Source organism: Providencia manganoxydans, from assembly GCF_016618195.1.
Lineage (GTDB): Bacteria > Pseudomonadota > Gammaproteobacteria > Enterobacterales > Enterobacteriaceae > Providencia > Providencia manganoxydans.
This window is the reverse complement of the sequence record NZ_CP067099.1, coordinates 2,829,046-2,854,684: the sequence shown is the minus strand read 5'-3', so window position 1 is coordinate 2,854,684 and position 25,639 is coordinate 2,829,046. Positions and strand designations below refer to the sequence as shown.

16 protein-coding genes and 3 CRISPR repeat arrays are annotated in these 25,639 nt (G+C 40.5%); of the genes, 12 read left to right on the top strand and 4 right to left on the bottom strand.

Annotated elements, in window-relative coordinates:
• The first annotated feature begins 12 nt into the window (after window positions 1-12).
• Window positions 13-948, top strand: a complete 936-nt coding sequence (gene flgL, locus JI723_RS12810) for a flagellar hook-associated protein FlgL (RefSeq protein WP_272579588.1) — start codon at window positions 13-15, stop codon at window positions 946-948.
• 268 nt (window positions 949-1,216) lie between these two features.
• A CRISPR array of direct repeats spans window positions 1,217-3,166; the repeat unit is 28 nt; unit sequence GTTCACTGCCGTATAGGCAGCTTAGAAA.
• A 7-nt stretch (window positions 3,167-3,173) separates the two neighbouring features.
• Here flgL and entD read toward each other — a convergent pair.
• Window positions 3,174-3,830 carry an enterobactin synthase subunit EntD gene (entD, locus tag JI723_RS12805; RefSeq protein ID WP_337979423.1) on the bottom strand — a complete coding sequence of 219 codons (657 nt, stop codon included), beginning with the start codon at window positions 3,828-3,830 and terminating at the stop codon, window positions 3,174-3,176.
• A 275-nt stretch (window positions 3,831-4,105) separates the two neighbouring features.
• On the opposite strand from entD, the gene JI723_RS12800 reads away from it, so the two are divergent.
• The 11 genes from JI723_RS12800 to cas6f all read left to right on the top strand — a co-directional run bounded on the left by JI723_RS12800 (window position 4,106) and on the right by cas6f (window position 22,616).
• The gene (locus JI723_RS12800; protein ID WP_337979422.1) at window positions 4,106-7,951 is read left to right on the top strand and encodes an enterobactin synthase subunit F; all 3,846 of its coding nucleotides are present in this window, start codon (window positions 4,106-4,108) and stop codon (window positions 7,949-7,951) included.
• Between the two features lie 754 nt (window positions 7,952-8,705).
• Window positions 8,706-9,869: an isochorismate synthase gene (locus JI723_RS12795; protein ID WP_272579591.1), complete on the top strand. Its 1,164-nt coding sequence runs from the start codon at window positions 8,706-8,708 to the stop codon at window positions 9,867-9,869.
• A gap of 10 nt (window positions 9,870-9,879) precedes the next feature.
• Entirely contained in the window at window positions 9,880-11,478 is a 1,599-nt protein-coding gene (locus JI723_RS12790; RefSeq protein WP_272579592.1) for a (2,3-dihydroxybenzoyl)adenylate synthase, read from the top strand.
• Between the two features lie 23 nt (window positions 11,479-11,501).
• Complete coding sequence (locus tag JI723_RS12785) at window positions 11,502-12,350, top strand: isochorismatase (protein ID WP_272579593.1); 849 nt, start codon at window positions 11,502-11,504, stop codon at window positions 12,348-12,350.
• 5 nt (window positions 12,351-12,355) lie between these two features.
• A complete protein-coding gene (gene dhbA / locus JI723_RS12780; protein WP_070926148.1) occupies window positions 12,356-13,114 on the top strand; it encodes a 2,3-dihydro-2,3-dihydroxybenzoate dehydrogenase in 759 nt (252 codons plus the stop codon).
• Window positions 13,115-13,309: 195 nt separating this feature from the next.
• A CRISPR array of direct repeats spans window positions 13,310-13,758; the repeat unit is 28 nt; unit sequence GTTCACTGCCGTATAGGCAGCTTAGAAA.
• Window positions 13,759-13,989: 231 nt separating this feature from the next.
• Window positions 13,990-14,967, top strand: coding sequence for a type I-F CRISPR-associated endonuclease Cas1f (gene cas1f, locus JI723_RS12775; protein ID WP_319068578.1), 978 nt, complete (start codon window positions 13,990-13,992; stop codon window positions 14,965-14,967).
• Entirely contained in the window at window positions 14,964-18,506 is a 3,543-nt protein-coding gene (gene cas3f / locus JI723_RS12770; RefSeq protein WP_337979421.1) for a type I-F CRISPR-associated helicase Cas3f, read from the top strand. The genes cas1f and cas3f overlap by 4 nt, the downstream gene beginning before the upstream one ends.
• Window positions 18,507-18,737: 231 nt before the next feature.
• Window positions 18,738-20,009 carry a type I-F CRISPR-associated protein Csy1 gene (gene csy1, locus JI723_RS12765; protein WP_319068573.1) on the top strand — a complete coding sequence of 424 codons (1,272 nt, stop codon included), beginning with the start codon at window positions 18,738-18,740 and terminating at the stop codon, window positions 20,007-20,009.
• Window positions 20,006-20,938, top strand: a complete 933-nt coding sequence (gene csy2 / locus JI723_RS12760; protein ID WP_319068571.1) for a type I-F CRISPR-associated protein Csy2 — start codon at window positions 20,006-20,008, stop codon at window positions 20,936-20,938. The genes csy1 and csy2 overlap by 4 nt, the downstream gene beginning before the upstream one ends.
• A gap of 2 nt (window positions 20,939-20,940) precedes the next feature.
• Entirely contained in the window at window positions 20,941-21,966 is a 1,026-nt protein-coding gene (csy3, locus tag JI723_RS12755) for a type I-F CRISPR-associated protein Csy3 (RefSeq protein ID WP_319068569.1), read from the top strand.
• Between the two features lie 8 nt (window positions 21,967-21,974).
• Window positions 21,975-22,616 carry a type I-F CRISPR-associated endoribonuclease Cas6/Csy4 gene (cas6f, locus tag JI723_RS12750; protein ID WP_319068568.1) on the top strand — a complete coding sequence of 214 codons (642 nt, stop codon included), beginning with the start codon at window positions 21,975-21,977 and terminating at the stop codon, window positions 22,614-22,616.
• A gap of 130 nt (window positions 22,617-22,746) precedes the next feature.
• A CRISPR array of direct repeats spans window positions 22,747-23,375; the repeat unit is 29 nt; unit sequence GTTCACTGCCGCACAGGCAGCTTAGAAAA.
• A gap of 303 nt (window positions 23,376-23,678) precedes the next feature.
• Here cas6f and fliR read toward each other — a convergent pair.
• The 3 genes from fliR to fliP form a co-directional block, all read right to left on the bottom strand.
• Window positions 23,679-24,461 carry a flagellar biosynthetic protein FliR gene (gene fliR, locus JI723_RS12745; RefSeq protein WP_140181649.1) on the bottom strand — a complete coding sequence of 261 codons (783 nt, stop codon included), beginning with the start codon at window positions 24,459-24,461 and terminating at the stop codon, window positions 23,679-23,681.
• Between the two features lie 2 nt (window positions 24,462-24,463).
• A complete protein-coding gene (fliQ, locus tag JI723_RS12740; RefSeq protein WP_140181651.1) occupies window positions 24,464-24,733 on the bottom strand; it encodes a flagellar biosynthesis protein FliQ in 270 nt (89 codons plus the stop codon).
• A 161-nt stretch (window positions 24,734-24,894) separates the two neighbouring features.
• Window positions 24,895-25,629 (bottom strand): flagellar type III secretion system pore protein FliP, encoded by a 735-nt coding sequence (fliP, locus tag JI723_RS12735; protein WP_319068565.1) that lies wholly within the window; start codon window positions 25,627-25,629, stop codon window positions 24,895-24,897.
• Window positions 25,630-25,639: the final 10 nt, after the last annotated feature.

Sequence of the window (25,639 nt, the reverse complement as noted above, 5' to 3'; positions counted from 1 at the left end):
AAGGATCCTGTTATGCGTTTAAGTACAAATATGATTTATCACCAGCGCCTGCAAGATATGAATAATGCTCAGTCACGCTGGATGGAGGCAGGTAGCCAATTAGCGTCGGGTAAACGAGTCAGTAAACCCTCAGATGACCCGCAAGCGTCTTCACAAGCAGTACGGATCAACCAATCAGAAAACCGTAATCAACAATATGTGTTGAGTCGTGGTTTTGCCAAAACGGGTATGTTGTTGCAGATGAGTGTTCTGACACAAATGAATGATGTGACGACTCAAATAGATACCACGATTATTCAGGCCTCAAACCAAGGCCCTTTAAGTGATAGTGATAGAGAATCGCTAGCCGATCAGATTTCAGGCTTAAAAGATCAATTGGTTGCACTGGGCAATACGACTGATGGCAATGGTCGTTATATTTTTGCTGGTTTTAAATCGGATCAGCCACCTTTTGAAGTCGACGCAAGTGGTGAGGTGATTTATAACGGTGGTGATAAAGCGATTACACAAAATGTGTCTAGCGATCGCGAAATGACGACCTATTATACGGGCAATCAAGTGTTTGCAACCGATGGTAGTAATCATGTTGAGGTATTTAAAGCACTCAATAAAGCAATTACAGCTTTAAAATTACCACAAGATACCGCAACAGAAGCTGAGCTAGCGGCCGCACAAAAAGATTTAGGTGAGGCAAATACGGCGGTTAAATCAGCGTTAGACCAAATTTCTAATATTGAGTCTAAGCAAGGTTTACAATTACAAGAAATTGATAAATTAGATTTTCTTGCAGATTCACGCAGTATCCAAAATAGCAAACGAGTCAGTGAATTGTTGGAAACAAATTGGACTGGTACAACATCAGATTATTATAAAGAGATGGCGATGTTCCAAGCTTCACAGGATATTTTTAAAGACTTAAATAGTATGTCGCTGTTTGGTGGTCGCTAAGTGATTTGCCAGCACTGATTGTTTGATAGAGGTGCTGGCTTAATTCGTTAGGGATAATCTATTTTTCTTTATTGGTTCAATAGCAGTAGATATTGTCTTTTTTGATATTCATTTTGATTCGTTATCCTTCTTAAATTACCTTCTATTTTCCCACATTAAAAATAATAAGTTAAAACAATAGGTTAAGATACACCTTATAAAATAAGGTATTTTTAACAATTTCGGGCTAGTTTCTTGTTATCTTAGATGTTTTCTATGATAGGCTATAGTTCACTGCCGTATAGGCAGCTTAGAAACATTCCATGAGTTAATACCTTTTACATCAAGAGTTCACTGCCGTATAGGCAGCTTAGAAAATTATTCCAAATGAAGATTGGCGGAAAGAAGCGTTCACTGCCGTATAGGCAGCTTAGAAAATAACGGGCGATCGCCGAATCGACAACCTCACGTTCACTGCCGTATAGGCAGCTTAGAAATAAAGCCATTACTGACACTCTCATTTTTGTGTGTTCACTGCCGTATAGGCAGCTTAGAAATAATTACTGTAAGGTTTATGTGAGTCATGAATGTTCACTGCCGTATAGGCAGCTTAGAAATAAAGGAAAATATCTATTTATATGTAGTTCCTGTTCACTGCCGTATAGGCAGCTTAGAAAAACAATGCATTTCGCATCAGAGCATAAGTCACGTTCACTGCCGTATAGGCAGCTTAGAAAACCTAGCATTGTTGTTTTTAACCCCAGCCTGTGTTCACTGCCGTATAGGCAGCTTAGAAATTCAAATGCGCCCGGTATACGGACACGAAAATGTTCACTGCCGTATAGGCAGCTTAGAAATGATTGAACGCGCAATCGAGGCGAGCTGACGAGTTCACTGCCGTATAGGCAGCTTAGAAAAAAACGGTTACATCTGGCTTAACTAAAATGTCGTTCACTGCCGTATAGGCAGCTTAGAAAGGGAATATTATTTAGCCCGGAAGCTATCGTGTGTTCACTGCCGTATAGGCAGCTTAGAAATTGAGGCTAATAGTGCTTCAGTTCAAGTGATGGTTCACTGCCGTATAGGCAGCTTAGAAATAGCATGTATAATTCAACCGACCCGACTAGTCGTTCACTGCCGTATAGGCAGCTTAGAAAATCATATTCCGGTGGCAGTATTCAGAATCGTTGTTCACTGCCGTATAGGCAGCTTAGAAAATCTGTCGCAATATCCGCAGTCACCACCATTTGTTCACTGCCGTATAGGCAGCTTAGAAATTTTGGGATAGAGTGGGGGAAATAAAGAAAGAGTTCACTGCCGTATAGGCAGCTTAGAAATATGTGGGTGTGGAATCTCATTTTTTGCCTGAGTTCACTGCCGTATAGGCAGCTTAGAAAGCACAGGCCAAAGGGTTGGAGACCACCTTAGCTGTTCACTGCCGTATAGGCAGCTTAGAAATTCAAGAAACACAAGGCGCGCCATTGCTGATTGTTCACTGCCGTATAGGCAGCTTAGAAAGATTTTTATTCACCATTTCCAGTTCTTGAGCAGTTCACTGCCGTATAGGCAGCTTAGAAACACTAAAGCCGAAAACACCCCTTTGACACGGAGTTCACTGCCGTATAGGCAGCTTAGAAATATCTCTTTAGCTTTTCTCACAATATCGGGAAGTTCACTGCCGTATAGGCAGCTTAGAAATTGTCACTTGCGGACATTTGAGAACGTTTAAGAGTTCACTGCCGTATAGGCAGCTTAGAAAATGAGGAATACAAGTTAGTGAGAACATACCACGTTCACTGCCGTATAGGCAGCTTAGAAATGTCATATTTGAATTGGTGCAAACTGCTAGAGGTTCACTGCCGTATAGGCAGCTTAGAAATGAAAAAGCTGGAGACATTGAGGAAGCAACAAGTTCACTGCCGTATAGGCAGCTTAGAAAGTCAACGTCTACAGGACAAGCGCTATCAAATAGTTCACTGCCGTATAGGTAGCTTAGAAAAACTAATGCAACATCCCATTGCGGATACTCATGTTCACTGCCGTATAGGCAGCTTAGAAATAACACCGGCGCATTGCGCGGCGTTCGTTTGCGTTCACTGCCGTATAGGCAGCTTAGAAAGACAGGATGGAAGTAAGCAAGGAGCATTATGTGTTCACTGCCGTATAGGTAGCTTAGAAATATGAAGGTTACGGGGACTCGTGTGCGCAACAGTTCACTGCCGTATAGGCAGCACATACAATCAGTCTTAATGACAAACCAAGGTAATGACTTGCGTACCTTGTTGTTGCCAATACAATATCCATCTTTCGCCTTTTATGTGCCCAGCGAGATCATTTGTTAGCTCAAGCGTCAGTGTATTGTGGGTAATGTTAATGATTTGTGAGCTAAAAAAATCAATGCCTTGTTTTGTATCATAACAGAGTGCCTTGTATAAACTCTCTTTGGCACTAAACGCGAGGGTGACAGCGAGAGGAAAAGGCCAGCCAAACAAGTTTTGCCTTTCAGCATTATTAAGTACGACTTGCCAAATTTGCTTTGCTTCAGACTCATCAATAATGGTTTCTATATCGATGCCGACACTTGTTATGGCCTTATCAATCGTAGCAATCGCAATCGCACAACAACAATTATGACTAAGACTGCCTTTAATGCCTTTTGGCCACAAAGGCTCACCGTGTAAACCCATATCGATGACTTGGCCGCGACCCGTTAATGATTTAATCGCATAGGAAGCTGCGATACGTCCTGCTAGATGCTCGGCTTTTCGTTTGATGACTGCATTTGCGAGTTTGCTGTGATGCGGAAGATAGAGTAAGTCATCACGGGTGAAGGTGGTGGGGTCAAAGTACAAAAAGTGTAATGTTTGTTTACCTAAGTAGCGGGTTAAATAATGAGTATCCATACTGATATGGGCCTTCAAATGAATTATCAAAGGTAACAATAAGTCGCTTGATTATTTATTGTTATTCCTTTTTTTAGCATCAGCCTAATCTTTTTTGAAAAGCCATAAAGCGCCACTCCACCATTATGATAGAAGTTGAACTAGTGACGATAAAGGCTTGATATGGTAATTCACAATCCATCCAATGCTTCTTATGGGGCGTTTGATGCCTCATGTAATACACAATCAGGGTTAGTACTTCTATCAACACGGGGCATAGCGAGGACAAGCGTATAATGTGTCATAAATTACCTCTTGTTGCTGCTCAGCCCGCGATTTGGGCCGCTGAACGCTTGTATACAGAATACCCTGCTTGGAGCGTTGCACATTATGTCGAATTGGTCGGCGAACTTAATGTCACGCAGCTAAAGCAAGCCATTATTAGTGGCATGATGCAAGCGGATACATTACGTATGCGTTTTCAAGAACAGGATGGTGAAGTGGTTCAGTGGTTTGATGAGACATTACAGTTTGATCTTCCTGAATACATAGACTTACGTCACTGCCCTGAACCTCATAATACTGCGTTGACTATTATGAATGCTGATCTTCAACAAGATTTACGTGTGAACAGTGGCAATTCATTGGTAATGCATAAAATATTACAACTGGATGATCAGCGATGGTATTGGTATCAACGCTACCATCATATTCAAGTGGATGGTTTTAGTTTCTCGGCGATTACTCAGCAAATAGCGGCAATTTATCGTGCGTTACAGCAAAAACAATCAATACCAGCATCACCATTTACCCCTTTTCAAGCGGTTGTCGATGAATATCTAAAATATCAAAATAGTGAAATTTTTCATATAGATAAAGAATTTTGGAATGATTATTATCAAAAATTACCCATTCCTGCATCACTGTCCTCCAAATCATTATTGGATAAAGCCAACAATATCATACAATTACAGTATATTATTGAAAATCAATTCTTTGCTCATAAACAGGGGTGTCAGTCGATAGATTTAGCGCTTGCACTAGTGACATTATGGCTCGGAAAATTATGTGGCCGTATGAATTATTCGGCTGAATTTATGTTTATGAGGCGTATAGGATCTGTCGCACTCGCTGCAACAGGACCTGTGGTAAATATGTTACCCTTTGCTATTCAGATTGATGAAGGGGAAACATTACCTGAATTTGCACAACGGCTCGCTCAACAGCTGCAAGTGATACGCCGCCATCAACGTTACAACTCTGATTATCACTTTCGAGATAGGTGTGGAGCGGGACGAAATGAATTAATTTACGGCCCTGTATTAAATGTAAAAATGTTTGATTCTCCATTGGAGATGCCAAAACTTACCACCAAAACGCATGTGCTTGCTTCAGGCCCAGTTGATGAGCTGGAATTGGTGCTATTAGTTGATGAAACAGGACAAGTGACGATTGAGTTATTAGCTAATGGTCGCTGTTTTGAACGGAAAGAACTTGAAGAACATTTACAACGCATCTCATTGATGGTTAGGCAATTTATCCATAATCCTACATTAAGATGTGGTGATGTTGATGTCTTGCTGGAAAGCGAATATCAACAACAATTACGCATCAATCATACTCACAGAGAGTTGCCCATCACAACACTAAGTTGCCTTGTTGCTACACAGGCAGCTAAAACACCGGATGCAATTGCATTAGTCGATCAGCAATATTCGCTGACTTATGACGAAATGAGAAAACAAGTCGTTGCTCTATCTCTACAGCTAAAATCGTTAGGGGTAAAATTAGGCGATAGCGTGGCAATTGCCTTACCTCGGTCGATATTTTTAACGCTTTCTATCCATGCAATCGCTGAGATTGGGGCAGCTTGGTTGCCATTAGATATTGATTCTCCAGATAGACAGTTGGATAAAATATTGAAAGATGCTCAACCCATACTTTTGATTACGCTGGCGGAATATCTACCCTGTTTTTCCGGTATAAAAGTTTTATGTTATAACGCGTTATTGCCATATATCCCACAATGGATTGAGCCTTGTATTCAACCTGAACACACCGCTTATATTATGTATACGTCGGGCTCAACAGGGGTGCCTAAAGGAGTAATGATTGGGCAAAAAGCGATAGTAAACCGTCTACTATGGATGCAAGAGAGTTATCCATTGGCATCAACCGATGTTGTGATCCAGAAAACACCGTGTAGTTTTGATGTCTCAGTGTGGGAATTTTGGTGGCCGTTGATTGCGGGGGCTAGATTGGTGATGTTAGAGCCGCAAGCTCATCTTGATCCGCTAGCAATGATGTCATGTTTTAAGCAGCATAGGGTCACCACAGCCCATTTTGTTCCTTCTATGTTAGCGGTTTTTATTGAGTCATATATCAGACAGCCACACAGTTTAACGCTGAAACAGGTCTTTTGTAGTGGTGAGGCTTTACCGACTGAGCTGTGTCGTCGATGGGAACGGCTAACTCATATACCGTTATATAATCTTTATGGGCCTACCGAAGCGGCTATTGATGTTAGTTATTACAAGGCTTACGGCGATGACCTTGCTGCTGTAGAAGGAAATACTGTACCAATTGGTTACCCAATATGGAATTCAGGTATGCATATACTTGATAGCCAACAGCGACCTGTTCCTTTTGGGGTCGCGGGTGAATTATATTTAACAGGAGTGCAACTCGCACAGGGCTATCTTAAACGTCCTGATTTAACAGACAATCAATTTATTTTTAATCCACTTAATGTGGGTCAACGCATGTATCGTACAGGTGACATTGCTCGTTGGCTCAGTTCAGGCGCAGTGGAATATCTCGGTAGAACTGATTCGCAGCTGAAAATAAGAGGCCAACGGGTAGAGCTTGGTGAAGTGGAGTGTGCCATGTTACAGCTTCCTGATATAGCACAAGCCGTGGCACATGCATGTATATTAGATAATACGGCGCAAATGGCAGGGGATACACGGCAGCTAGTGGGGTATGTGACTTCTATCTCAGGTCAGCAACTTGATATGGTTAGCTTAAGAGAACAGTTAAGTGAGCATTTATCACCTTATATGCTACCGTCAATGATTGTACAACTTGATGTTTTACCACTCAGTAAAAATGGTAAATTAAACCGTAAACGCTTACCTCTTCCTGAATTGCTTTCCCCTAAAACGGGCAGAAAACCGTTAACGAAAACCGAACTAATTATTGCCAAGGCTTACCAGCAATTATTAGGTTGTCATATTGAAAGCATTGATGCGGATTTTTTTGCTTTAGGAGGGCATTCTCTTCTGGCAATTCAGCTAGCGGCACAGCTAAGTCAGCAGTTACGCCAGCAAGTCACCCCTGGCCAAATTATGGTATCACCGACAATAGGCAAACTTGCTGCACGTTTAAATCCGCAACCTACATTCAAAGATCCTTCGCTATGGGGCATGGAAACGATTTTACCCTTGCGTGAACGAGATGGCCCTACACTGTTTTGTTTTCATCCTGCATCGGGTTTTGCATGGCAATTTAGTGGATTAGCTTGCCATCTTAGTGAGCGTTGGAGTATCACTGGTTTGCAATCACCACGTCCAATGGGAGCAATGATGGCTGAAACCATTGATGATGCATGCGAGCAGCATCTCAAAACGTTATTAATCCAACAGCCACAAGGCCCTTATTATTTATTAGGGTATTCTTTAGGAGGAACTTTAGCTCAAGGGGTTGCTGCTCGTTTGCGAAAGCTCGGTAAAGAGGTGTTATTCTTAGGTCTTTTGGATACTTGGCCGCCAGAAGTACTCAATTGGCGTGATAGGGCTCAGGGGGAAATAAACCCCGATATAATAGCTAAAATCGCTCAAGAACGAACCGCATTTATGTCAGTACAGACGAGTACAGAAACCAATAACCTTTTTCGAATCATTGAGCAAAATTATACCGATGCGGTCAGATTACTGACGACAGCTCATACATTACCTTATGATGGTAAGGTGACACTATTTGTGGCTCAAAAAACGCTACCTGAAGGGCTAACTCCTAAAACAGCTTGGGCGCCGTGGGTACAACACGTCGATCTTTACCCTCAAGACTGCACTCATGTTGATATTATTTCCCCAAAATCATTTACGGCAATTGGCCCTGTATTACGACAAATATTAGGTTAGCTTATTATATTACAACCGCATTAATGTAATGAAATTGTCTTGTATTTTCTTTAGTCATCAAATATTTGCTATATTTAGCTGTGTAAATAACCAAAAAGCTTTTTATATCATGGTATTAGTTAGTATTACTCTTCGGATATTAACAACATAAATTTGCATGACAAGCAAATGAGAACCCATACTTTTACATAATATTTTTCATCAAAATAGAGATAATAATTATCGTTATCCCATTTATTTTACTGTGTTAGCATGCGCGACACTGATTTAATCAAAGATAAAACGAAAAGAAGTATGAGGAGAAAACTAAGGTTACTGAGTGTAAGTTTATTAAAAAATACCCTGCATTTCGAGTCATTTTTATTGCATAACTATTAACGATATTGAGTTAATTATTTTTCGGCGCATTAACACGAGTGGCTTCGATATGAAGGCTATTTCAATCTCTGGTGGTCAGTGGGTAGGGCAAGTTTTCAGCTTGAATGCGTAGCTATTGCTTTTGGTATTGTATCGAGTGCCATCGACGACGCTGCTGGTAGTGAATTTAGGGGCTTACAAATGACTGTAGGCTGAATACTTGTTGAATTACTCAGAAAATTGAGACCGTTTCACCATAAAAATATTAGGAGTTAAAGCGGCATAGTCGGTGGTTCGTGGTGTTGCCTTATCTATTCAAAGGTGTGGCTGTTGTAACGTATCCGCTAATTATTATACCAATAATTATTTATATATTTGATGGCTTAAAGGGAACAACATGGAAGAAACGTTAATCGAATATGAAGTCGATACGCTAGCAACATTATCGCCAAATAGTTTTCTATTTACTTCACCTTATCAAAGCTTTTCAACAACAGGGTGCTTTTGCCAATTAACAACACCAGCCAAATGCGGTGAAAACTTATCAAGTATTTTTCAAAAAGACCTTATAGCTGCTTTTGACGCAGCAAAAATGGCAGGCATCACCAACCCCATCATCGTTGGTGCGCTTCCTTTTAATACTGATGAACCCTCAACATTATTTGTACCTCAAAGTATAAAAAAGATCATAGAGCCATTAGCTGAATCAAAAGGTTCAAAACCAAACATTCAGGTTAGTCAGCATCGTGAATATCCGAATCAACAGCAATTTACTTCAATGGTTGAGCAAGCAATTAGCACGATGCGAACGACTTTATTAGACAAAGTGGTATTGGCGCGTTTGTTGGATATAGTGGTTACGGCGCCCTTAGAATGCCATTATCTTTTGCAACGATTAATGTCTCAAAATCCAACTAGTTATAATTTTCATGTACCGTTGTTTGATGGTAGTAGATTGCTCGGTGCTAGTCCGGAACTATTGATCCGTAAACAAGGTCATCGCTTTTTTTCACAACCACTTGCCGGCTCGGCGCCACGAAATCTTGATGAACAATCCGATCGAGAAATAAGTTTACGCTTATACGGTTCGATAAAAGATCACTATGAGCATCAATTAGTGATACAAGCTATGAAAGCATTACTCTACCCTCGTAGTCATCGATTATTTTTTTCTGAACAACCTAAACTGGTTAGTACCCCAACATTATGGCATCTCGCGACTGATATTGAAGGTATCGCACATTCACAAGAAAATGCACTTTCATTAGCGTGTTTATTGCATCCAACGCCCGCTTTAAATGGTTTTCCATATCAGTTAGCTAAACAATTTATTTCACAGGTAGAACCGTTTAATCGTCAATTATTTGGCGGCATTGTTGGCTGGTGTGATCATCGTGGTAATGGTGAATGGGTGGTTGCTATTCGCTGTGCTCGAATAAAACAAAATTATATCAGCTTATTTGCTGGTGCAGGTATCGTACCTGATTCATCGCCATTATCAGAATGGCAAGAAACAGGGGCGAAGCTTTCAACGATGCTTAATGTTTTGGGCCTGAATTAAGGAGGCAACAATGTGCATTGCTTATACGCGTTGGCCAGAACAATTTGCTGCCCGTTATCGTTTGAAAGGCTACTGGCAAGATCTCCCTTTAACACATATTGTGACACGTTATGCTAGTAATCAATCAATAGCCATTGTTGATAGAGAGCGCCATTTTAGTTATCAACAATTTAATCAATCTATTGATAATTTAGCTGCGTATTTACAGTATAAAGGGGCGAAATGTGGAGAAACCGCACTTGTTCAGCTAGGTAATGTAGCTGAATTTTATATTGTCTTTTTTGCGTTATTACGGATTGGCGTGGTTCCTGTCAATGCATTATACAGTCATCAAAGTCACGAACTGAATGCCTATGCGCAGCAAATTAATCCAACTTTATTTATTGCGGATAGGCAGCATTCATTATTTGTTGATGACGGCTTTTTAACCACTTTTTGCGCTCGTTACTCGTCGGTACGTTTAGTATTACTGAATAATGATATAGGCGCCCGCAGCCTGAATAACATGATAAGACAAACGCATTATCAAGTTATTGCAACACCAACACCGGCCGATGAGGTTGCTTTTTTTCAATTATCAGGCGGAAGTACTGGGACGCCTAAACTGATCCCTAGAACTCATAACGATTATTTATATAGCGTTCGTCGCTGCCAAGAGATTTGTCAACTTAATCGGCATACTTGTTACTTATGCGTACTACCTTCAGCACATAATTTTTGTTTAAGTTCACCGGGAGCTTTAGGGGTCTTCATGGCAGGGGGATGCGTTGTGCTAGCAAATAACCCAAGTCCAGACCACTGTTTCAAGCTTATTGAACAGCATGGGGTCAATATCAGCGCAGTCGTACCTTCTATCGTTAATCTTTGGCTGCAAGCTCTGAGAGAGCGAGGGGGTCATAAGCAACTCTCTTCTTTGAGGCTACTGCAAGTAGGGGGAGCTAGCCTGACGTCATTACTGGCGAAACGTATTACTGGTGAAATGAATTGTCAGTTACAGCAAGTGTTTGGTATGGCAGAAGGACTTGTTTGCTGCACGCGTCTTAATGATGCATTGGATAAAATCACGCAAACTCAAGGTTATCCTATTTGCCCTGATGATGAGTTATGGGTAGCTAATGAGCAAGGTGAAAAGCTTGCTTCTGGTGAAATGGGTCATTTAATGACGCGGGGGCCATACACCATTCGAGGGTACTTCAATAGCATAGAACATAATCAAGAAACGTTTGATCATGAAGGTTTTTACTATTCAGGGGATTTAGTCTCGATCAGTATCGATGGTTATCTCACCGTACATGGACGAGTAAAAGATCAGATCAATCGAGGTGGCGAAAAAATCGCGGCGGAAGAAATTGAAAATCTGTTACTTCAACATAACGCAATCACTCAAGCAGCTCTTGTCAGTGTTGAACATGATGTATTAGGTGAAAAAAGCTGTGCCTATTTGGTGACGACAACACCATTACGAGCAGCAGAAATAAGACGTTTTTTAAATCAGCAAGGGATAGCTAAATACAAATTACCTGATTTTATTAAATTTATTAAAGCATTACCGTTGACTGCGGTCGGTAAAGTGGACAAAAGAAAATTACGTGAATGGCTAATTGATTAATCTTAAATAGGAGGAAGAAGAAAATGGCAATACCAAAGCTGCAAGACTATGATTTACCAAATATGAACAATATTCCTCCCAACAAGGTTAATTGGGAATTTAAACCAGATAAAGCGGTATTGCTTATTCATGATATGCAGTATTACTTTGTCAACTTTTGGGACAAAAACAGCCCAATGTTAGCTAAAGTTATCGATAACATTAATATACTGCGACAATTTAGCCGGCTGCATGGGATCCCCATTTATTACACTGCTCAGCCCAAAAACCAAAGTCATGAAGAACGTGCTTTACTTAATGATATCTGGGGAGCGGGTTTAGTCAACTCCCCCGAGCAACAGCCGATAATTGAAGCTTTATCTCCTCACATAGATGACATTATCTTACCTAAATGGCGTTATAGTGCATTTCAACGGTCATTACTTGAGCAGCAGATGCGAGAAGGGCATCGCAATCAACTGATCATTGTTGGGATCTATGCGCATATTGGTTGTATGGTGACCGCTATCGATGCATTTATGCATGATATTAAACCCTTTTTTGTTGCTGATGCGATGGCGGACTTTAGTCGAGATGAGCACTTAATGTCACTCAATTATATTGCGGGTCGTGCTGGTTGTGTACTCATGACCAAAGATTTATTACAAACAGCGATTTCAAAGGAAGCACTGCGTACACAGGTTCTTTCTTTGCTTGATGACTCTGATTTCCCTTTAGATGATGAAAATCTTATTGATTATGGATTAGATTCAATACAAATAATGTCATTAGCTTCCAATTGGCGAAAAACTTATCAACATATTGATTTTATTAGTTTAGCTAAGGAGCCAAGCATTAACGCATGGTGGTCATTACTGTCACAGAAAATGTGAACGCTATGAAAAGTACATTTAATTTTCGCGATAAAACGGTGTGGGTTACGGGTGCCGGACGTGGGATTGGATTAGCGACAGCACTAGCATTTGTGAACTCAGGCGCTGAGGTAACTGGGTTTGATATTGCGTTTACTCAAGGCAATTATCCTTTTGCAACAGAAGTGATTGATATTGCTGATCCTCAACAAGTTGCTCAAACATGTCACCGATTATTTGAGCTTCAACCGAGGTTGGATGTATTAATCAATGCTGCGGGTATTTTAAGGCTTGGCAATACTGATGAACTGGATGTGACAGATTGGAAAAAAGTTTTTTCGGTAAACGTAGATGGTGCTTTTTATCTATTTCAACAAACAATGGCACAGTTTCGTAAACAAAAAAGTGGAGCGATAGTTACGGTTGTTTCTGATGCAGCACATCTACCGCGTATGGGGATGAGTGCTTATTGTGCATCTAAAGCAGCATTGAAAAGTTTAGCTTTAACGGTAGGTTTAGAGCTGTCTAGTAGTGCGGTACGTTCTAATTTAGTCTCTCCAGGTTCAACGGATACCGATATGCAACGTATGCTGTGGGTGAGCCATGATGCAGTTAAACAGCGGGTTTCAGGCGCCGCAGATCAATTTAAATTAGGGATCCCCTTAGGGAAAATTGCTAAACCAGATGAAATTGCCAGCACCATTTTGTTTTTAGCTTCAGATGATGCAAGTCATATCACCTTGCAAGATATTGTGGTCGATGGAGGCTCAACATTGGGGGTATAGCCCCCAGTGTTGTATATCGATACACGATTTTATAATGTCTCTATTCCGTCTTAATCTTTATTGACCTTGTGTTTTTTGTTATCTATTGATTATTAATAAAATCAATTGGTTATAATGATAAGAAAAAAAGAAGGTGTTTTACGAAAAAATACAGTAATGAATTGTTGTCTAAGACATTTTATCTGGTAAGTTATAGTTCACTGCCGTATAGGCAGCTTAGAAAACTGTGGTTGCGGTGACAACCGTTGTGGTGGTGTTCACTGCCGTATAGGCAGCTTAGAAATTGTAAAGCATAACTACATTGAAATTAGTACCGTTCACTGCCGTATAGGCAGCTTAGAAACTTCCCCCATACAACACAAACCCCGCGACAACGTTCACTGCCGTATAGGCAGCTTAGAAACGCCAATTGAAGCAGGCAAAGAGCATCTTGTAGTTCACTGCCGTATAGGCAGCTTAGAAAATTTTCCATGCCCATCGAATAAATATTTCAGCGTTCACTGCCGTATAGGCAGCTTAGAAACATCAGGCGAGCTTTCCGGTGCAGGATATAAAGTTCACTGCCGTATAGGCAGCTTAGAAATGTCACCGTAATCGACCACGTACCGCTTTTACTGTTCACTGCCATATAGGCAGCTTAATGATTGTTACCATCGAATGCTTATTTGTTTTATTAAAAAGCACATAGTAACCAATTGAAATTAGACAATCTGAATGCAATCAATGAGTTATTTTTATTCACCAACTCTGCGATCATCTTCCCAAAATTGCATAATAATGCATAACAGTAGGTTAATTGCTATAGACATTCCATAAGGTAAATTGTATTAACATAATAATGTAACTTACTAATCTAATGGAAAGGCCAAATTTACATGGATGATTTTTCCCCTTCAGATCTAAAAACAATTCTGCATTCTAAACGTGCCAATATGTACTATCTAGAGCATTGTCGAGTGATGCAGAAAGATGGGCGCGTGCTCTATCTCACCGAAGCAAAAAATGAAAATCTTTATTTTAATATTCCAATCGCTAATACAACGGTTCTGATGCTAGGCACAGGAACATCGATAACACAAGCGGCGATGCGGATGTTATCTCAGGCAGGTGTGCTTGTTGGTTTTTGTGGTGGTGGGGGAACGCCTCTTTACATGGCTTCTGAGGTGGAATGGTTAACCCCTCAAAGTGAATATAGACCGACTGAATATCTACAGGGTTGGATGAAGTTTTGGTTTGATGATACTGAACGTTTACGGGCAGCAAAATCGTTGCAACGAGCGCGTATCAAGTATTTACAGAAAATTTGGCAGAACTCGCGAGAGCTACAAAATGAAGGTTTTATCTATAATGATAGTCTTATCCAAAGTGCGCTAGACACCTTTCAAATAAGAACAGATACCGCTACAAACTCGCAAGAGTTATTACTTACCGAAGCCCAATTAACAAAAAACCTTTATAAGTATGCGGCAAATAATACTGGGCAAAAGCACTTTTCACGGCAACATAAATCGATAGATAAAGCCAATGCTTTTTTAAATCACGGTAATTATTTGGCCTATGGCTTAGCAGCCAGTTGCTTGTGGGTATTAGGGATCCCTCACGGTTTTGCGGTGATGCATGGTAAAACAAGGCGGGGAGCCTTAGTATTTGATATAGCTGATTTAATTAAAGATGCTATCGTACTGCCATGGTCTTTTATTTGTGCAAAGGAAGATGCTAGTGAGCAAGAGTTTCGCCAGCAAATTTTACAATCCTTTGTTGATAACCATGCACTCGATTACCTTTTTGATACCGTAAAAGCAATCGCTTTACAAACAGGCTCAGAGCAACAAACTCAGGAGCCAACGCAATGATCGTGACCTTCGTTTCACAGTGTGAAAAATACGCTTTAAAAAGAACACGCCGAGTACTCGATGCGTTTGCAAATCGTATTGGTGATAACACATGGCAGACACTTATCACCGCTGAGGGACTAGAAACGGTCAAAAAAATGCTCCGAAAAAGTGCCAGTCGTAGCACAGCGGTTAGCTGCCATTGGATACGCTCTCGCTCACGAACGCAACTGTTGTGGGTTGTAGGCAACCGTAAAAAATTTAACTCAGAAGGATATGTACCTGTTAATCGGACAGAAAAATCCTTTCTTGGGCGCGAACATGAAAATGATTGGCAGTACCTTTCTCTCATAGAAGCTTTTGCTAAATTAGCAGCACTCCTACATGATTGGGGCAAGGCATCGCGCCTATTTCAAGATAAACTTAACCCAGAGATTAAAACGCCTTTTAAAGGTGATCCAGTAAGGCATGAATGGGTTTCATCAATACTGTTTAGCGCATTAGTGAAAAGCCAACCTAATAGTGAAAATGATGAAAACTGGCTCGATGTACTGAGTACGCAACAATGGGATGAATCACAATTACAACAGTGGGCGAAACAGAATCAACAAGCGGGATTGCCACTATCAGGGCTACCCGATGCCGCATCATTATTAACGTGGCTAATTTTATCCCATCATAGACTGCCTTTTTTAGATGTTAAACAGCAACAGGGTGATGCTAAAAATGGTGACCGTCTACTGTTAAGCCAAATAGGCCATAAAGAAGCTAATACACTGGCAGATATGATGACATTCATTGAACAGTATTGGGGTTATGAAAATAAATATCATGAGCAGGAATTTAACCAGCGGCTAGGCATGTGTTTTGAATTTCCAAATGGCTTATTAAGTACGTCACCAATATGGACTCAAGCGATTAAACAAGCTGCGATCCACTTAAAACAGCAATTGCCTCTATTTCAACAAGCTATGGCTGATGGTAGCTGGAAAATCATTGCCCATTATGCACGCCTTTGTCTCATGTTAGGGGATCATAATTACTCTTCAAAAGAAAATGACCCACAGTGGAAAAGCGATATTCCCCTTTATGCGAATACTCATTATGTAAAAGAGAATCCACTCAATAAAGGTATGCAATTTAAACAAAAACTGGATGAGCACCTCGTTAAGGTTGCTGAAATTGCTCGCGATGTGGCGGAACAATTACCTTTTTTTGAAGGGGAGCCACCTACAGCGGGCGAGGTTAAAAAATTAACTCATCAAAAAAACAGCACCGGGCCATTTAGCTGGCAAGAAGATGTCGTTAGCACAATTCATAAATACCGTGAACAACAAGACGATATAAAAGGCTATTTTATTGTCAATATGGCCAGCACAGGTTGTGGTAAAACGCGAGCAAATGCAAAAGTTATGCAAGCATTATCAGAAGATAAGCAAAGCTTACGTTTTATACTCGCATTGGGGTTGCGAACACTCACATTACAAACAGGTGATGAATACAAAGACAGTATTGGGCTAGAGGAAGATGAACTGGCTGTATTAGTCGGTTCTAAAGCTGTCACTCAATTACATCATCATGCAGCTGATGCTGATAACAGCGCGAAAGATGATGATAATGCTGAAAATAAAACTAAGCCACAAGATATAGGCTCTGAATCACAGGAAACATTATTTGATGACGACGAAGAAGTGCTCTTATGGCAAGAGGATAAGTGGCAAGGCGCTCTCCCTGAAGAAGCATTATCAACTGTATTAACCAAAGCAAAAGATAGAGCGTTGCTCTATGCGCCTGTTTTGGCTTGTACTATTGACCATATTATGGGCGCGACAGAAACCACTCGTGGTGGCCGTTATATTTTGCCAAGTTTACGTTTAATGTCATCTGACCTTGTCATTGATGAAGTGGATGATTTTAGCGATGATGATCTTATTGCTATCGGCCGTTTGATCCACTTCGCTGGCCTGCTTGGGAGAAAGGTGATGATCTCTTCGGCAACCATCCCTCCTGATACTGCTTTAGCCTATTTTCATGCTTATCAATCAGGCTGGTATATTCATGCTAAAAGCCGACAACAGCCATTACAAATTGGTTGCATATGGATGGACGAAGGTAAATATAATTCAGCGAAAGATCAGTGCCAAGCGACAACACAAATTGCGACCATCACGGCAAATGATGTGAATTCAGTGTACTTATATCAGCAATATCACGATCAATTTGTTGATAAACGTGCTGAGGTTTTACAGTCACTACCTGCTCGCCGTAAAGCGTTAATTGTACCGATGCCGATTGAGCAAGGGAAAAATAGTCAGAAGCGCTTTTTTGAGCATATTCAAGCAGCCATTTTAACGCAACATGAACATCATCATTTTGTTGATCAGCAAACGGGTATTCAACTTTCATTTGGTGTGGTACGAGTAGCCAATATCAGCCCTTGTGTTGAATTGACACGTTTTTTACTTGAATGTGAATGGCCTGAAAATATTGAAATTCGCACAATGGCGTATCACAGTCGGCAGGTGTTATTACTGCGTCATGAACAAGAACAGCATTTAGATAAGGTGCTTAAACGTAAAGAAAAAATGGGTGAACAACCTATCGCACTTGCCGATCCTATTATTCGTCAGCATTTAACTGAAACTCAAGGCAAGGCTAAGAACTTGATCTTTATTCTTGTTGCTACACCTGTTGAGGAAGTAGGACGCGATCATGACTTTGATTGGGCGGTTGTCGAACCGTCGTCATATCGTTCTATCATTCAGGTATCAGGGCGGGTACGTCGCCATCGCGAAGGCGAGGTCGAACAGCCGAATGTGTCATTATTGCAATATAATTGGAAAGGTTTTCAAGGTAAGGAGAAATATGTTTTTGTTCGTCCAGGTTATGAAAATAGTGCGATAAAACTCAAAACGCATAATTTAAGTGAACTGGTTGATGAGCAACAGTTAAGAAAATCAATTAATTCACTGCCTCGAATAAAAAAACCAACCAATGTTGAGGGCACTAAAAGTTGTAATTTCGCCAGTTTAGAGCATGCATCGATTAGTTATACGTTGAAAACCAACTGCCTTTTTCCAACTGAGCAAGTTGGAAAAACAGTCAAAACACATCAAAGAAGGCGTTCACGCGCAAATTCATCTGCTATGGTTCGAGTTAATACGGCATCTCATTTATGGGGCTATACCCACGGTTGCTGGTGGATGACGGCGATACCCGTGCAATTAGCACCTTTTCGTAAAAACTCATTATCGATTCGGCTTTCATTAGTGATTTCAAATAGAGGAAAACCTGAATTTTGGGAGTATGACCGAGTTAGCGGATGGGTCACGAAAGATAGTGTGTCAGGTGTTCAGTACGTTGATTTTCCTAAATCGTTGAAAGAAAGATTATGGCTAGTGAGGGATTATCAGCAATCAATTTATCAACATAGTCAAGATGAGGGGCAACTCACGTCGATTTCACGGCTATACGGTGAGGTTAGCTTTTTGAAGCGTGATAATGATAACCATAATTATCAATATGATGACCAGATGGGGATTTACGAAGTAGAAAGATAACTGGCACTAGGCCAGTTATCTGCTGCCTATACGGCAGTGAACATGGTTTTAGATTCTAGAGAATAATTTTCTAAGCTACCTATGCGGTAGTTTGGGAAGTTTATCAAGTTGGTACATAGTCGTCATCATCCCTAGTATAAATTAAATCTATCTTTTTAGAGTATAATGGTTGATCGTTTTTGTGTTGTCGGCTAGATTGGTATTTAACTTAAGTCACAAGGACCTCTAAATATGCTTGATCCAGCAATAGACGCTTTCTTTGCCGAGCGCAAAGAGGGCTGGCTTAAAAAGAATTTAAAAGCTTCAATGAATGAACATGAAGTTAGCCAGTTACAGCAAGAGTGTGAAAAAACTTTTTCATTAAATGAGTGGCTACCAAGTGCGGCTAAACGCGCAGGACAAATATCTATTTCGACTCACCCTTGTACATTTAGCCACCCTAGCGCCCGTAAAAATAAAAATGGTTCAGTCAGTGCAACTATTGCACATAGTCAATATGCAAATGATGGTTTTTTACGATCAGGAAATGTGACTGTTGAAGCTGATGCATTAGGCAATGCCGCGGCATTAGATGTCTATAAGTTTTTGACTTTACAAATGCAAGATCACAAAACACTGTTATCTCACATTGAAGCAGAAACTCCCCTCGCAAAATCATTATTGACGATAAATACGGGGAGCTATCAAGAATTACGGGAAGGCTTTCTGGCTATGGCTGCGACGGATGAAACCGCGGTGACTAGCTCAAAAATAAAACAAGTCTATTTTCCCGTATGGACTGATCATGAAGACTACCATTTGCTTTCAGTATTAACCCCTTCAGGGATAGTGTTTGAAATGCGTCGACGTATCGACAATATTCGCTTTTCCGAACAAACCAAAGCATTGCGTGACTTAAAACGCAAAGGTGAATATAGCGAAATGGGTTTTAAAGAAATTTATGGTATTACCACCATTGGTTTTGGGGGAACTAAGCCACAAAATATTTCGGTTCTAAATAACCAAAACGCAGGTAAGGCACATTTATTACCTTCTCTTCCTCCCGTGATAAATATACGGGAAACACGACTACCCTCAAAAAATTTCTTTGCAGATTGTATTAACCCTTGGCATATAAAAGAGGCTTTTGAAGCTTTTCATGGGTTAATTACATTACCAAAAGATAAGCGAGGTAGTCGTTTTTCTGAATACCGTGATAATCGAATTCAAGAATATGTGGATCACATAATTATCATGATGTGGAAAATCCGCCGTGCATATGAACAAGAAGATGTCGTTTTACCGACCAAACTTGCTAAATACCAACAAACATGGCTATTTCCAAACATGCAGCAGCAGCGTGATGATTTGGATGATTGGCTGTTGGTGTTAATTGCGGAAATAACTCGCCAATTTATTGCGGGCTATAACAAGGTCAATGGTAAAAAGGCACTGTCATTTGGTAATGATGAGTTTAATGCCATCGCTGAGATTGTGGCTAAAAATAAGGAATTATTAAGATGAGTGAGCCTATCTATCTTATTAAACTACCGCATCTTAAAGTCCTTAATGCCAATGCCTTATCTAGCCCGTTGACAATTGGTTTCCCTGCGATGACCGCATGGCTTGGCTTTATGCATGCTTTAGAACGTAAGCTTAATAATGATTATGAATTAGATGTTCAATTTGATGCTCTGGCGGTGATCAGCCATGAATGTAATTTGCAAACTTACCGGGGTCCTGGTGATTTTGTGAATTCAATTATTGGTACAGGTAACCCTCTTGATAAAGACGGTAATCGCTCAGCTTTTATTGAAGAAGCAAGGTGCCATTTGGATGTGTCATTATTAATTAAATATGAAGATAACGAAGACTCCCCAATCAATACCGCAGTATTAAATAAAATCCATGAGCTGATCCCAACCATGAAACTGGCTGGTGGCGATATTTTGTCGGTTGAGATGCCACAACGGTATATTTTACCTGATGGGTACAATAATGCTGAAAAAATCAAATTATTTAATAGCTTAATGCCCGGTTATGCCTTAATTGAACGCCGCGACTTAATGATGGAGGCGATGCAAGAAGGGCAAGATGCCATGGATGCACTATTAGATTATGTCACCGTAAATAACCAGTGTGTTGAAATAGAAAACAGTGATGAGTCTAAAAAGAAACCATTTGAATGGAAAATGCAACGCAAAACATCGGGCTGGATTGTCCCTATAGCAACAGGGTTTCAAGGCATATCTCCATTAGGAAAAGCAAAAAATCAACGCGACCCTGAATGTTCCCATCGATTTGCAGAAAGTATGATCACATTAGGGCAATTTTTAATGGTCAATAAAGCCGAATGTCCTGATGAAATACTTTGGTGTTATGCACAGGATTTTGAAAATAATCTCTATTTATGCGAACAAGTTCAACCTAAACATTTTACAAGCGGAGAGTAAAAATGGCGAAGAATAACGATGTAGCCTCAGTATTGGCCTTTGAAAAAAAATTGGTTCCATCTGATGGTTATTTTTATGGCACTAGCTGGGATAATAAAAGCCAATTTACCCCTTTGGCTCTTCAAGAAAAATCGGTTCGCGGAACCATTTCAAATAGGTTAAAAGGCGCGGTTAAAAACGACCCGTTAAAACTAAATGCAGAAGTTGAAAAAGCCAATTTACAAACCGTTGATGCATGTGCATTAGGTACCGAACAAGATACATTAAAGCATCAATTCACCCTTAAAGTTTTGGGGGGCGTTGAATCACCTTCTGCTTGTAACAATGCACTATTCAAAGAAAGCTACACCAAAGCAGCTAAAGAGTATATTGAAAAAGAAGGCTTTCGTGAGTTAGGTCGTCGCTATGCGCATAATATTGCTAATGCGCGTTTTTTATGGCGCAACCGAGTTGGAGCCGAAAAAATTGAAGTTGAAGTCAATATATTAAACTCAGGGCAAGAGCAGCAATGGACATTTGATGCAACGCAATACAGCATTCGTAGTTTTGATAAGCAAGACAAGCAAGTTACAGAATTAGGAAATAAAATTGCTTCGGCCTTGGCAAATAGTGAAGGTGCATTATTGCTTGAAATTACCACTTATGCACAACTAGGAAAAGCACAAGAAGTTTATCCAAGTGAAGAGTTGGTGATGGATAAGGGGAAAGGCAATAAAAGCAAGATCCTTTATCATGTCAATGGTCATGCGGCGATGCACTCACAAAAAGTGGGCAACGCGCTACGCTCTATTGATACATGGTATCCTGCTTATGATGATGAGGTTAATAGCGCTGGCGCAATTGCAATCGAGCCTTATGGTGCAGTGACTAACCTTGGTACGGCTTATCGCACCCCTGGTGCTAAGCAAGATTTTTATACTCACTTTGACAAATGGGCTAGAGGTGAAAAATTAGCGCGTGTTGAGGATGAACACTATGTGATGGCGGTGTTGGTTCGTGGTGGTGTATTTGGTGAAAGCGACAAATAAGGTGAGCTATGAACTATTATCAGGAGATAACTTTATTACCTGATCCAACCATACCGTTAGATTTTTTATGGCAAAAAGTTTATCAGCAAACGCATATTGCCCTTGTTGACAACAAATCAGCCGCAGGAGATAGCGCAGTTGCGATTGCATTTCCTGAATATGGTAGCGTTGGTTTTCGATTAGGTAAAAAAATGCGTTTATTGGCAAAAACTGAACAGGCACTGGTTCAGTTAAACATAAGCCGTTGGTTGGAGAGGTTATCTGATTATGTGCATATCAAATCAATTCAACTGGTGCCTGAATACGCTACAGCGGTTAGCTATGTACGCCAGCATGTAAAGGGTGAAAAACGGATCCAGTTGGATATGCAAAAAAAGGCGCGACTATATGCAACTAAATCCGGTTTGTCGGTTGAGGCTTGCTTGGCACAGCTGAAGGAGAAACAGCCGAAAGCACAGAGCCGTTTGCCGTTTTTATGGGTTGAAAGTCAGCAAACTAAATCACGGAATGAAGCAAGTGGGCACCGTCCGTTTCCACTGTTTATTAAATGCCTTTCAGCCGAAAAGCCCCAAACAGGTTTGTTTAATTGCTATGGATTAAGTCAAGCAGTTACTGGCGATATAAAATTAGCAACAGTTCCACATTTTTGACCTTGTTTTTTTGCTATTTTAAAATTTGATATTAAAACAATGGGTTACAATAAGTAGAGAAAAAGAAGGTATTTTTGTAGAAATACGCTTAACGACTTGTTGTAACTTATTTTTTATTTGATAAAGTCTAGTTCACTGCCGCACAGGCAGCTTAGAAATAATTGATTAACGAGTTCTGGTGGTAAATCTGGTTCACTGCCGCACAGGCAGCTTAGAAAACGCGGCGACCCGCTAAAACGCCGTTCACAATGTTCACTGCCGCACAGGCAGCTTAGAAAAAACTCACGCAATGGCTCGCGCTGATATGGCAGTTCACTGCCGCACAGGCAGCTTAGAAAATTTGTGCATCAGATAATTGCGGCTTGCCAATGTTCACTGCCGCACAGGCAGCTTAGAAAACAAAAAGCCCTGATCCAACTTTGGGATTAATGTTCACTGCCGCACAGGCAGCTTAGAAAAGTTCACGCACAAACAGACGTTGAAAACCATTGTTCACTGCCGCACAGGCAGCTTAGAAATTCCCGATTGCGGTAAACCCCAAAACCATTCTGTTCACTGCCGCACAGGCAGCTTAGAAAAATGCCATTGACCAAGATTTAATACCAGAATCGTTCACTGCCGTACAGGCAGCTTAGAAATTTTTGGTGCATGGAAGGCAACCGCTCGGAGTGTTCACTGCCGTACAGGCAGCTTAGAAATACATATTGATACTGATACGGTCTTGTGGTGGATTCACTGTCGCACAGGCAGCTTAGAAAAGGTTATTTTATTGTTGATTAAGCATTTACTGCCATATAGGCAGCGTTTAAAACGTTATTTCTAATTAAAGTATTACAGATTTTCTGTGTTTTATCTCTATACATAATTTTTTGTGGATAATTGCCAGATTATTTTAGTGTTGTTTAAATGTGATTATATAAAGGAACAATTATATTGCTGATAATATTTTTACTCATCATTATAAGGATAGATATACAAATTGAATTTTTATTTGAACTACTGAAGTGATACTTAAAGATAAAATGAATGCATAGGTAGCTTTTGCTGTACTACCTAGTTTACCTAACCCACAAACAACCCAAACATCAGTGACAACTGCTCAAAGGCTTGATGAATCAAACGCTCACTATAACGTGGTAAGATCGAGATAATTAACCCTAACATACTGATACCAATGGTTAATGTCAGAGGGAAGCCAACGACAAACACCGAGAGTTGTGGAGTCATACGATTCAGAATACCAAGGGCTAAGTTAAGGATTAAAAACAAGGTAATAAAAGGTAGTGCTAACATTAACCCATTGATAAAAATACTATTGGCAAATTGGACTAATGACCAAAAACCGTCTCGATTAAGAGGAGAGACTTGAATTGGGATCAGTTCAAATGAATTGATCACGATGTAAATCAGCCACAAATGGCCATCGAAGGAAAGAAATAGTAGTAACATAATCAGATTTAGAATACGTCCTAAAATGGGCATATTCGGGCCGCCAGTTGGATCAAAAAAGGTGGCAAAAGAAAGTCCCATCTGTAATCCAATTACCTCACCTGCATGACGTACAGCGGCAAATGCCATCTGCATCGTGAGTCCGATAGCAATACCAATCACGATTTGCTGAACAATCACCCATAACCCCATTGCTGAAAATAAAGGAATATTGACGATAGGCAGTTGCGGCGAAACAATTAAAATCACAAAAAAAGCTAAGATGATACGTGCTTTGGTAATAGATTGTTTTTCATTGAAGAAGGGGGCGGTGCCAAATAGGGCTAATAGGCGAATAAAAGGATAGAAACCTTGGCTTAACCAAAGCGTTAGCGTTTCACTGGTAATGGTTAACATGGCTAGCCAATGATAAATGGCAGGTTACTAAATAACGCGCGCATGTAATCAAGCAGTAGATTGAGCATCCATGGACCGGCAATAATGATCACTGCAATCACGGAGAGGATTTTGGGAATAAATGACAGGGTCATTTCATTCACCTGTGTTGCGGCTTGCAATAGGCTAATAATTAGCCCCGCAGCAAGAGCCGCCAGCAATAATGGTGCGGCTAACATTAAAGCAATTTTCATGGCTTCTGTGCCCATTGCCATGATGGATTCAGGTGTCATCACTATTCCTCATTGATACTTGTCATAGTTCAAGTCGCAGTGTTGTTGACTGCGTTCATTCGCTTCTCATCATCTACTTATGTATGCTCTTAGCGATTGGCTCACTTGTTGCCCATCAGCACTTCGAATGATTTTGAGCATAAACGACTCAATACTATTAGTTAAAAAAAACTCTGTGACAAAGAACCAAGTAGCAGCTGCCAGCCATCGACTAAAACAAATAGCATTAATTTAAAAGGCAAAGACACGGTTGCCGGCGGCACCATCATCATACCGAGCGCCATTAATACACTAGCGACCACGAGATCGATGATCAAAAACGGAATAAAAATGGTAAAGCCGATTTGAAAAGCGGTTTTAAGCTCACTTGTAATAAAAGCAGGGACTAAAATACGCATTGGCACGTCTTTGGCTTCTTGAATATCACCGACTTTGGCGATCCGTGCGAATAGCGCTAAATCTGATTCGCGAGTTTGTCCTAACATAAAAGTGCGAAATGGTGCCGTGCCTTTTTCTAAAGCAGTTTCTAAGCTAATTTTATCTTCACTAAATGGCTGATAGGCTTCGCGGTAAGCTTGATCTGCAACCGGTGACATCACAAAAAAGGTTAAAAATAGTGCCAAACCTAATAATACTTGGTTCGGTGGTGCAGAAGGGGTACCGAGTGCATTACGTAATAGACCTAATACAATGATAATGCGAGTAAAACTGGTCATCATTAACAGTAAGGCAGGGATAAAGCCCAATAAGGTTAAAAACAGTAATGTTTGTACTGGTAATGACCAACTTTGCCCACCATCAGGTAGTGTTTGGCTGATAATAGGCGGCAAGGAAGCGAAAGCTTGAGTGGGTAGTAATAATGAAGCGATCACAGCTATCGTTTTCAAAGGGAACATGTGTGCTTCC

Coding starts and splice junctions, on each gene's coding strand:
- fliP (WP_319068565.1), bottom strand. CDS start 25,629: ATGTTCCCTTTGAAAACGATAGCTGTGATCGCTTCATTATTACTACCC.
- fliQ (WP_140181651.1), bottom strand. CDS start 24,733: ATGACACCTGAATCCATCATGGCAATGGGCACAGAAGCCATGAAAATT.
- JI723_RS12795 (WP_272579591.1), top strand. CDS start 8,706: ATGGAAGAAACGTTAATCGAATATGAAGTCGATACGCTAGCAACATTA.
- flgL (WP_272579588.1), top strand. CDS start 13: ATGCGTTTAAGTACAAATATGATTTATCACCAGCGCCTGCAAGATATG.
- JI723_RS12785 (WP_272579593.1), top strand. CDS start 11,502: ATGGCAATACCAAAGCTGCAAGACTATGATTTACCAAATATGAACAAT.
- csy1 (WP_319068573.1), top strand. CDS start 18,738: ATGCTTGATCCAGCAATAGACGCTTTCTTTGCCGAGCGCAAAGAGGGC.
- csy3 (WP_319068569.1), top strand. CDS start 20,941: ATGGCGAAGAATAACGATGTAGCCTCAGTATTGGCCTTTGAAAAAAAA.
- cas3f (WP_337979421.1), top strand. CDS start 14,964: ATGATCGTGACCTTCGTTTCACAGTGTGAAAAATACGCTTTAAAAAGA.
- fliR (WP_140181649.1), bottom strand. CDS start 24,461: ATGTTAACCATTACCAGTGAAACGCTAACGCTTTGGTTAAGCCAAGGT.
- csy2 (WP_319068571.1), top strand. CDS start 20,006: ATGAGTGAGCCTATCTATCTTATTAAACTACCGCATCTTAAAGTCCTT.
- cas6f (WP_319068568.1), top strand. CDS start 21,975: ATGAACTATTATCAGGAGATAACTTTATTACCTGATCCAACCATACCG.
- JI723_RS12800 (WP_337979422.1), top strand. CDS start 4,106: ATGTGTCATAAATTACCTCTTGTTGCTGCTCAGCCCGCGATTTGGGCC.
- JI723_RS12790 (WP_272579592.1), top strand. CDS start 9,880: ATGTGCATTGCTTATACGCGTTGGCCAGAACAATTTGCTGCCCGTTAT.
- dhbA (WP_070926148.1), top strand. CDS start 12,356: ATGAAAAGTACATTTAATTTTCGCGATAAAACGGTGTGGGTTACGGGT.
- entD (WP_337979423.1), bottom strand. CDS start 3,830: ATGGATACTCATTATTTAACCCGCTACTTAGGTAAACAAACATTACAC.
- cas1f (WP_319068578.1), top strand. CDS start 13,990: ATGGATGATTTTTCCCCTTCAGATCTAAAAACAATTCTGCATTCTAAA.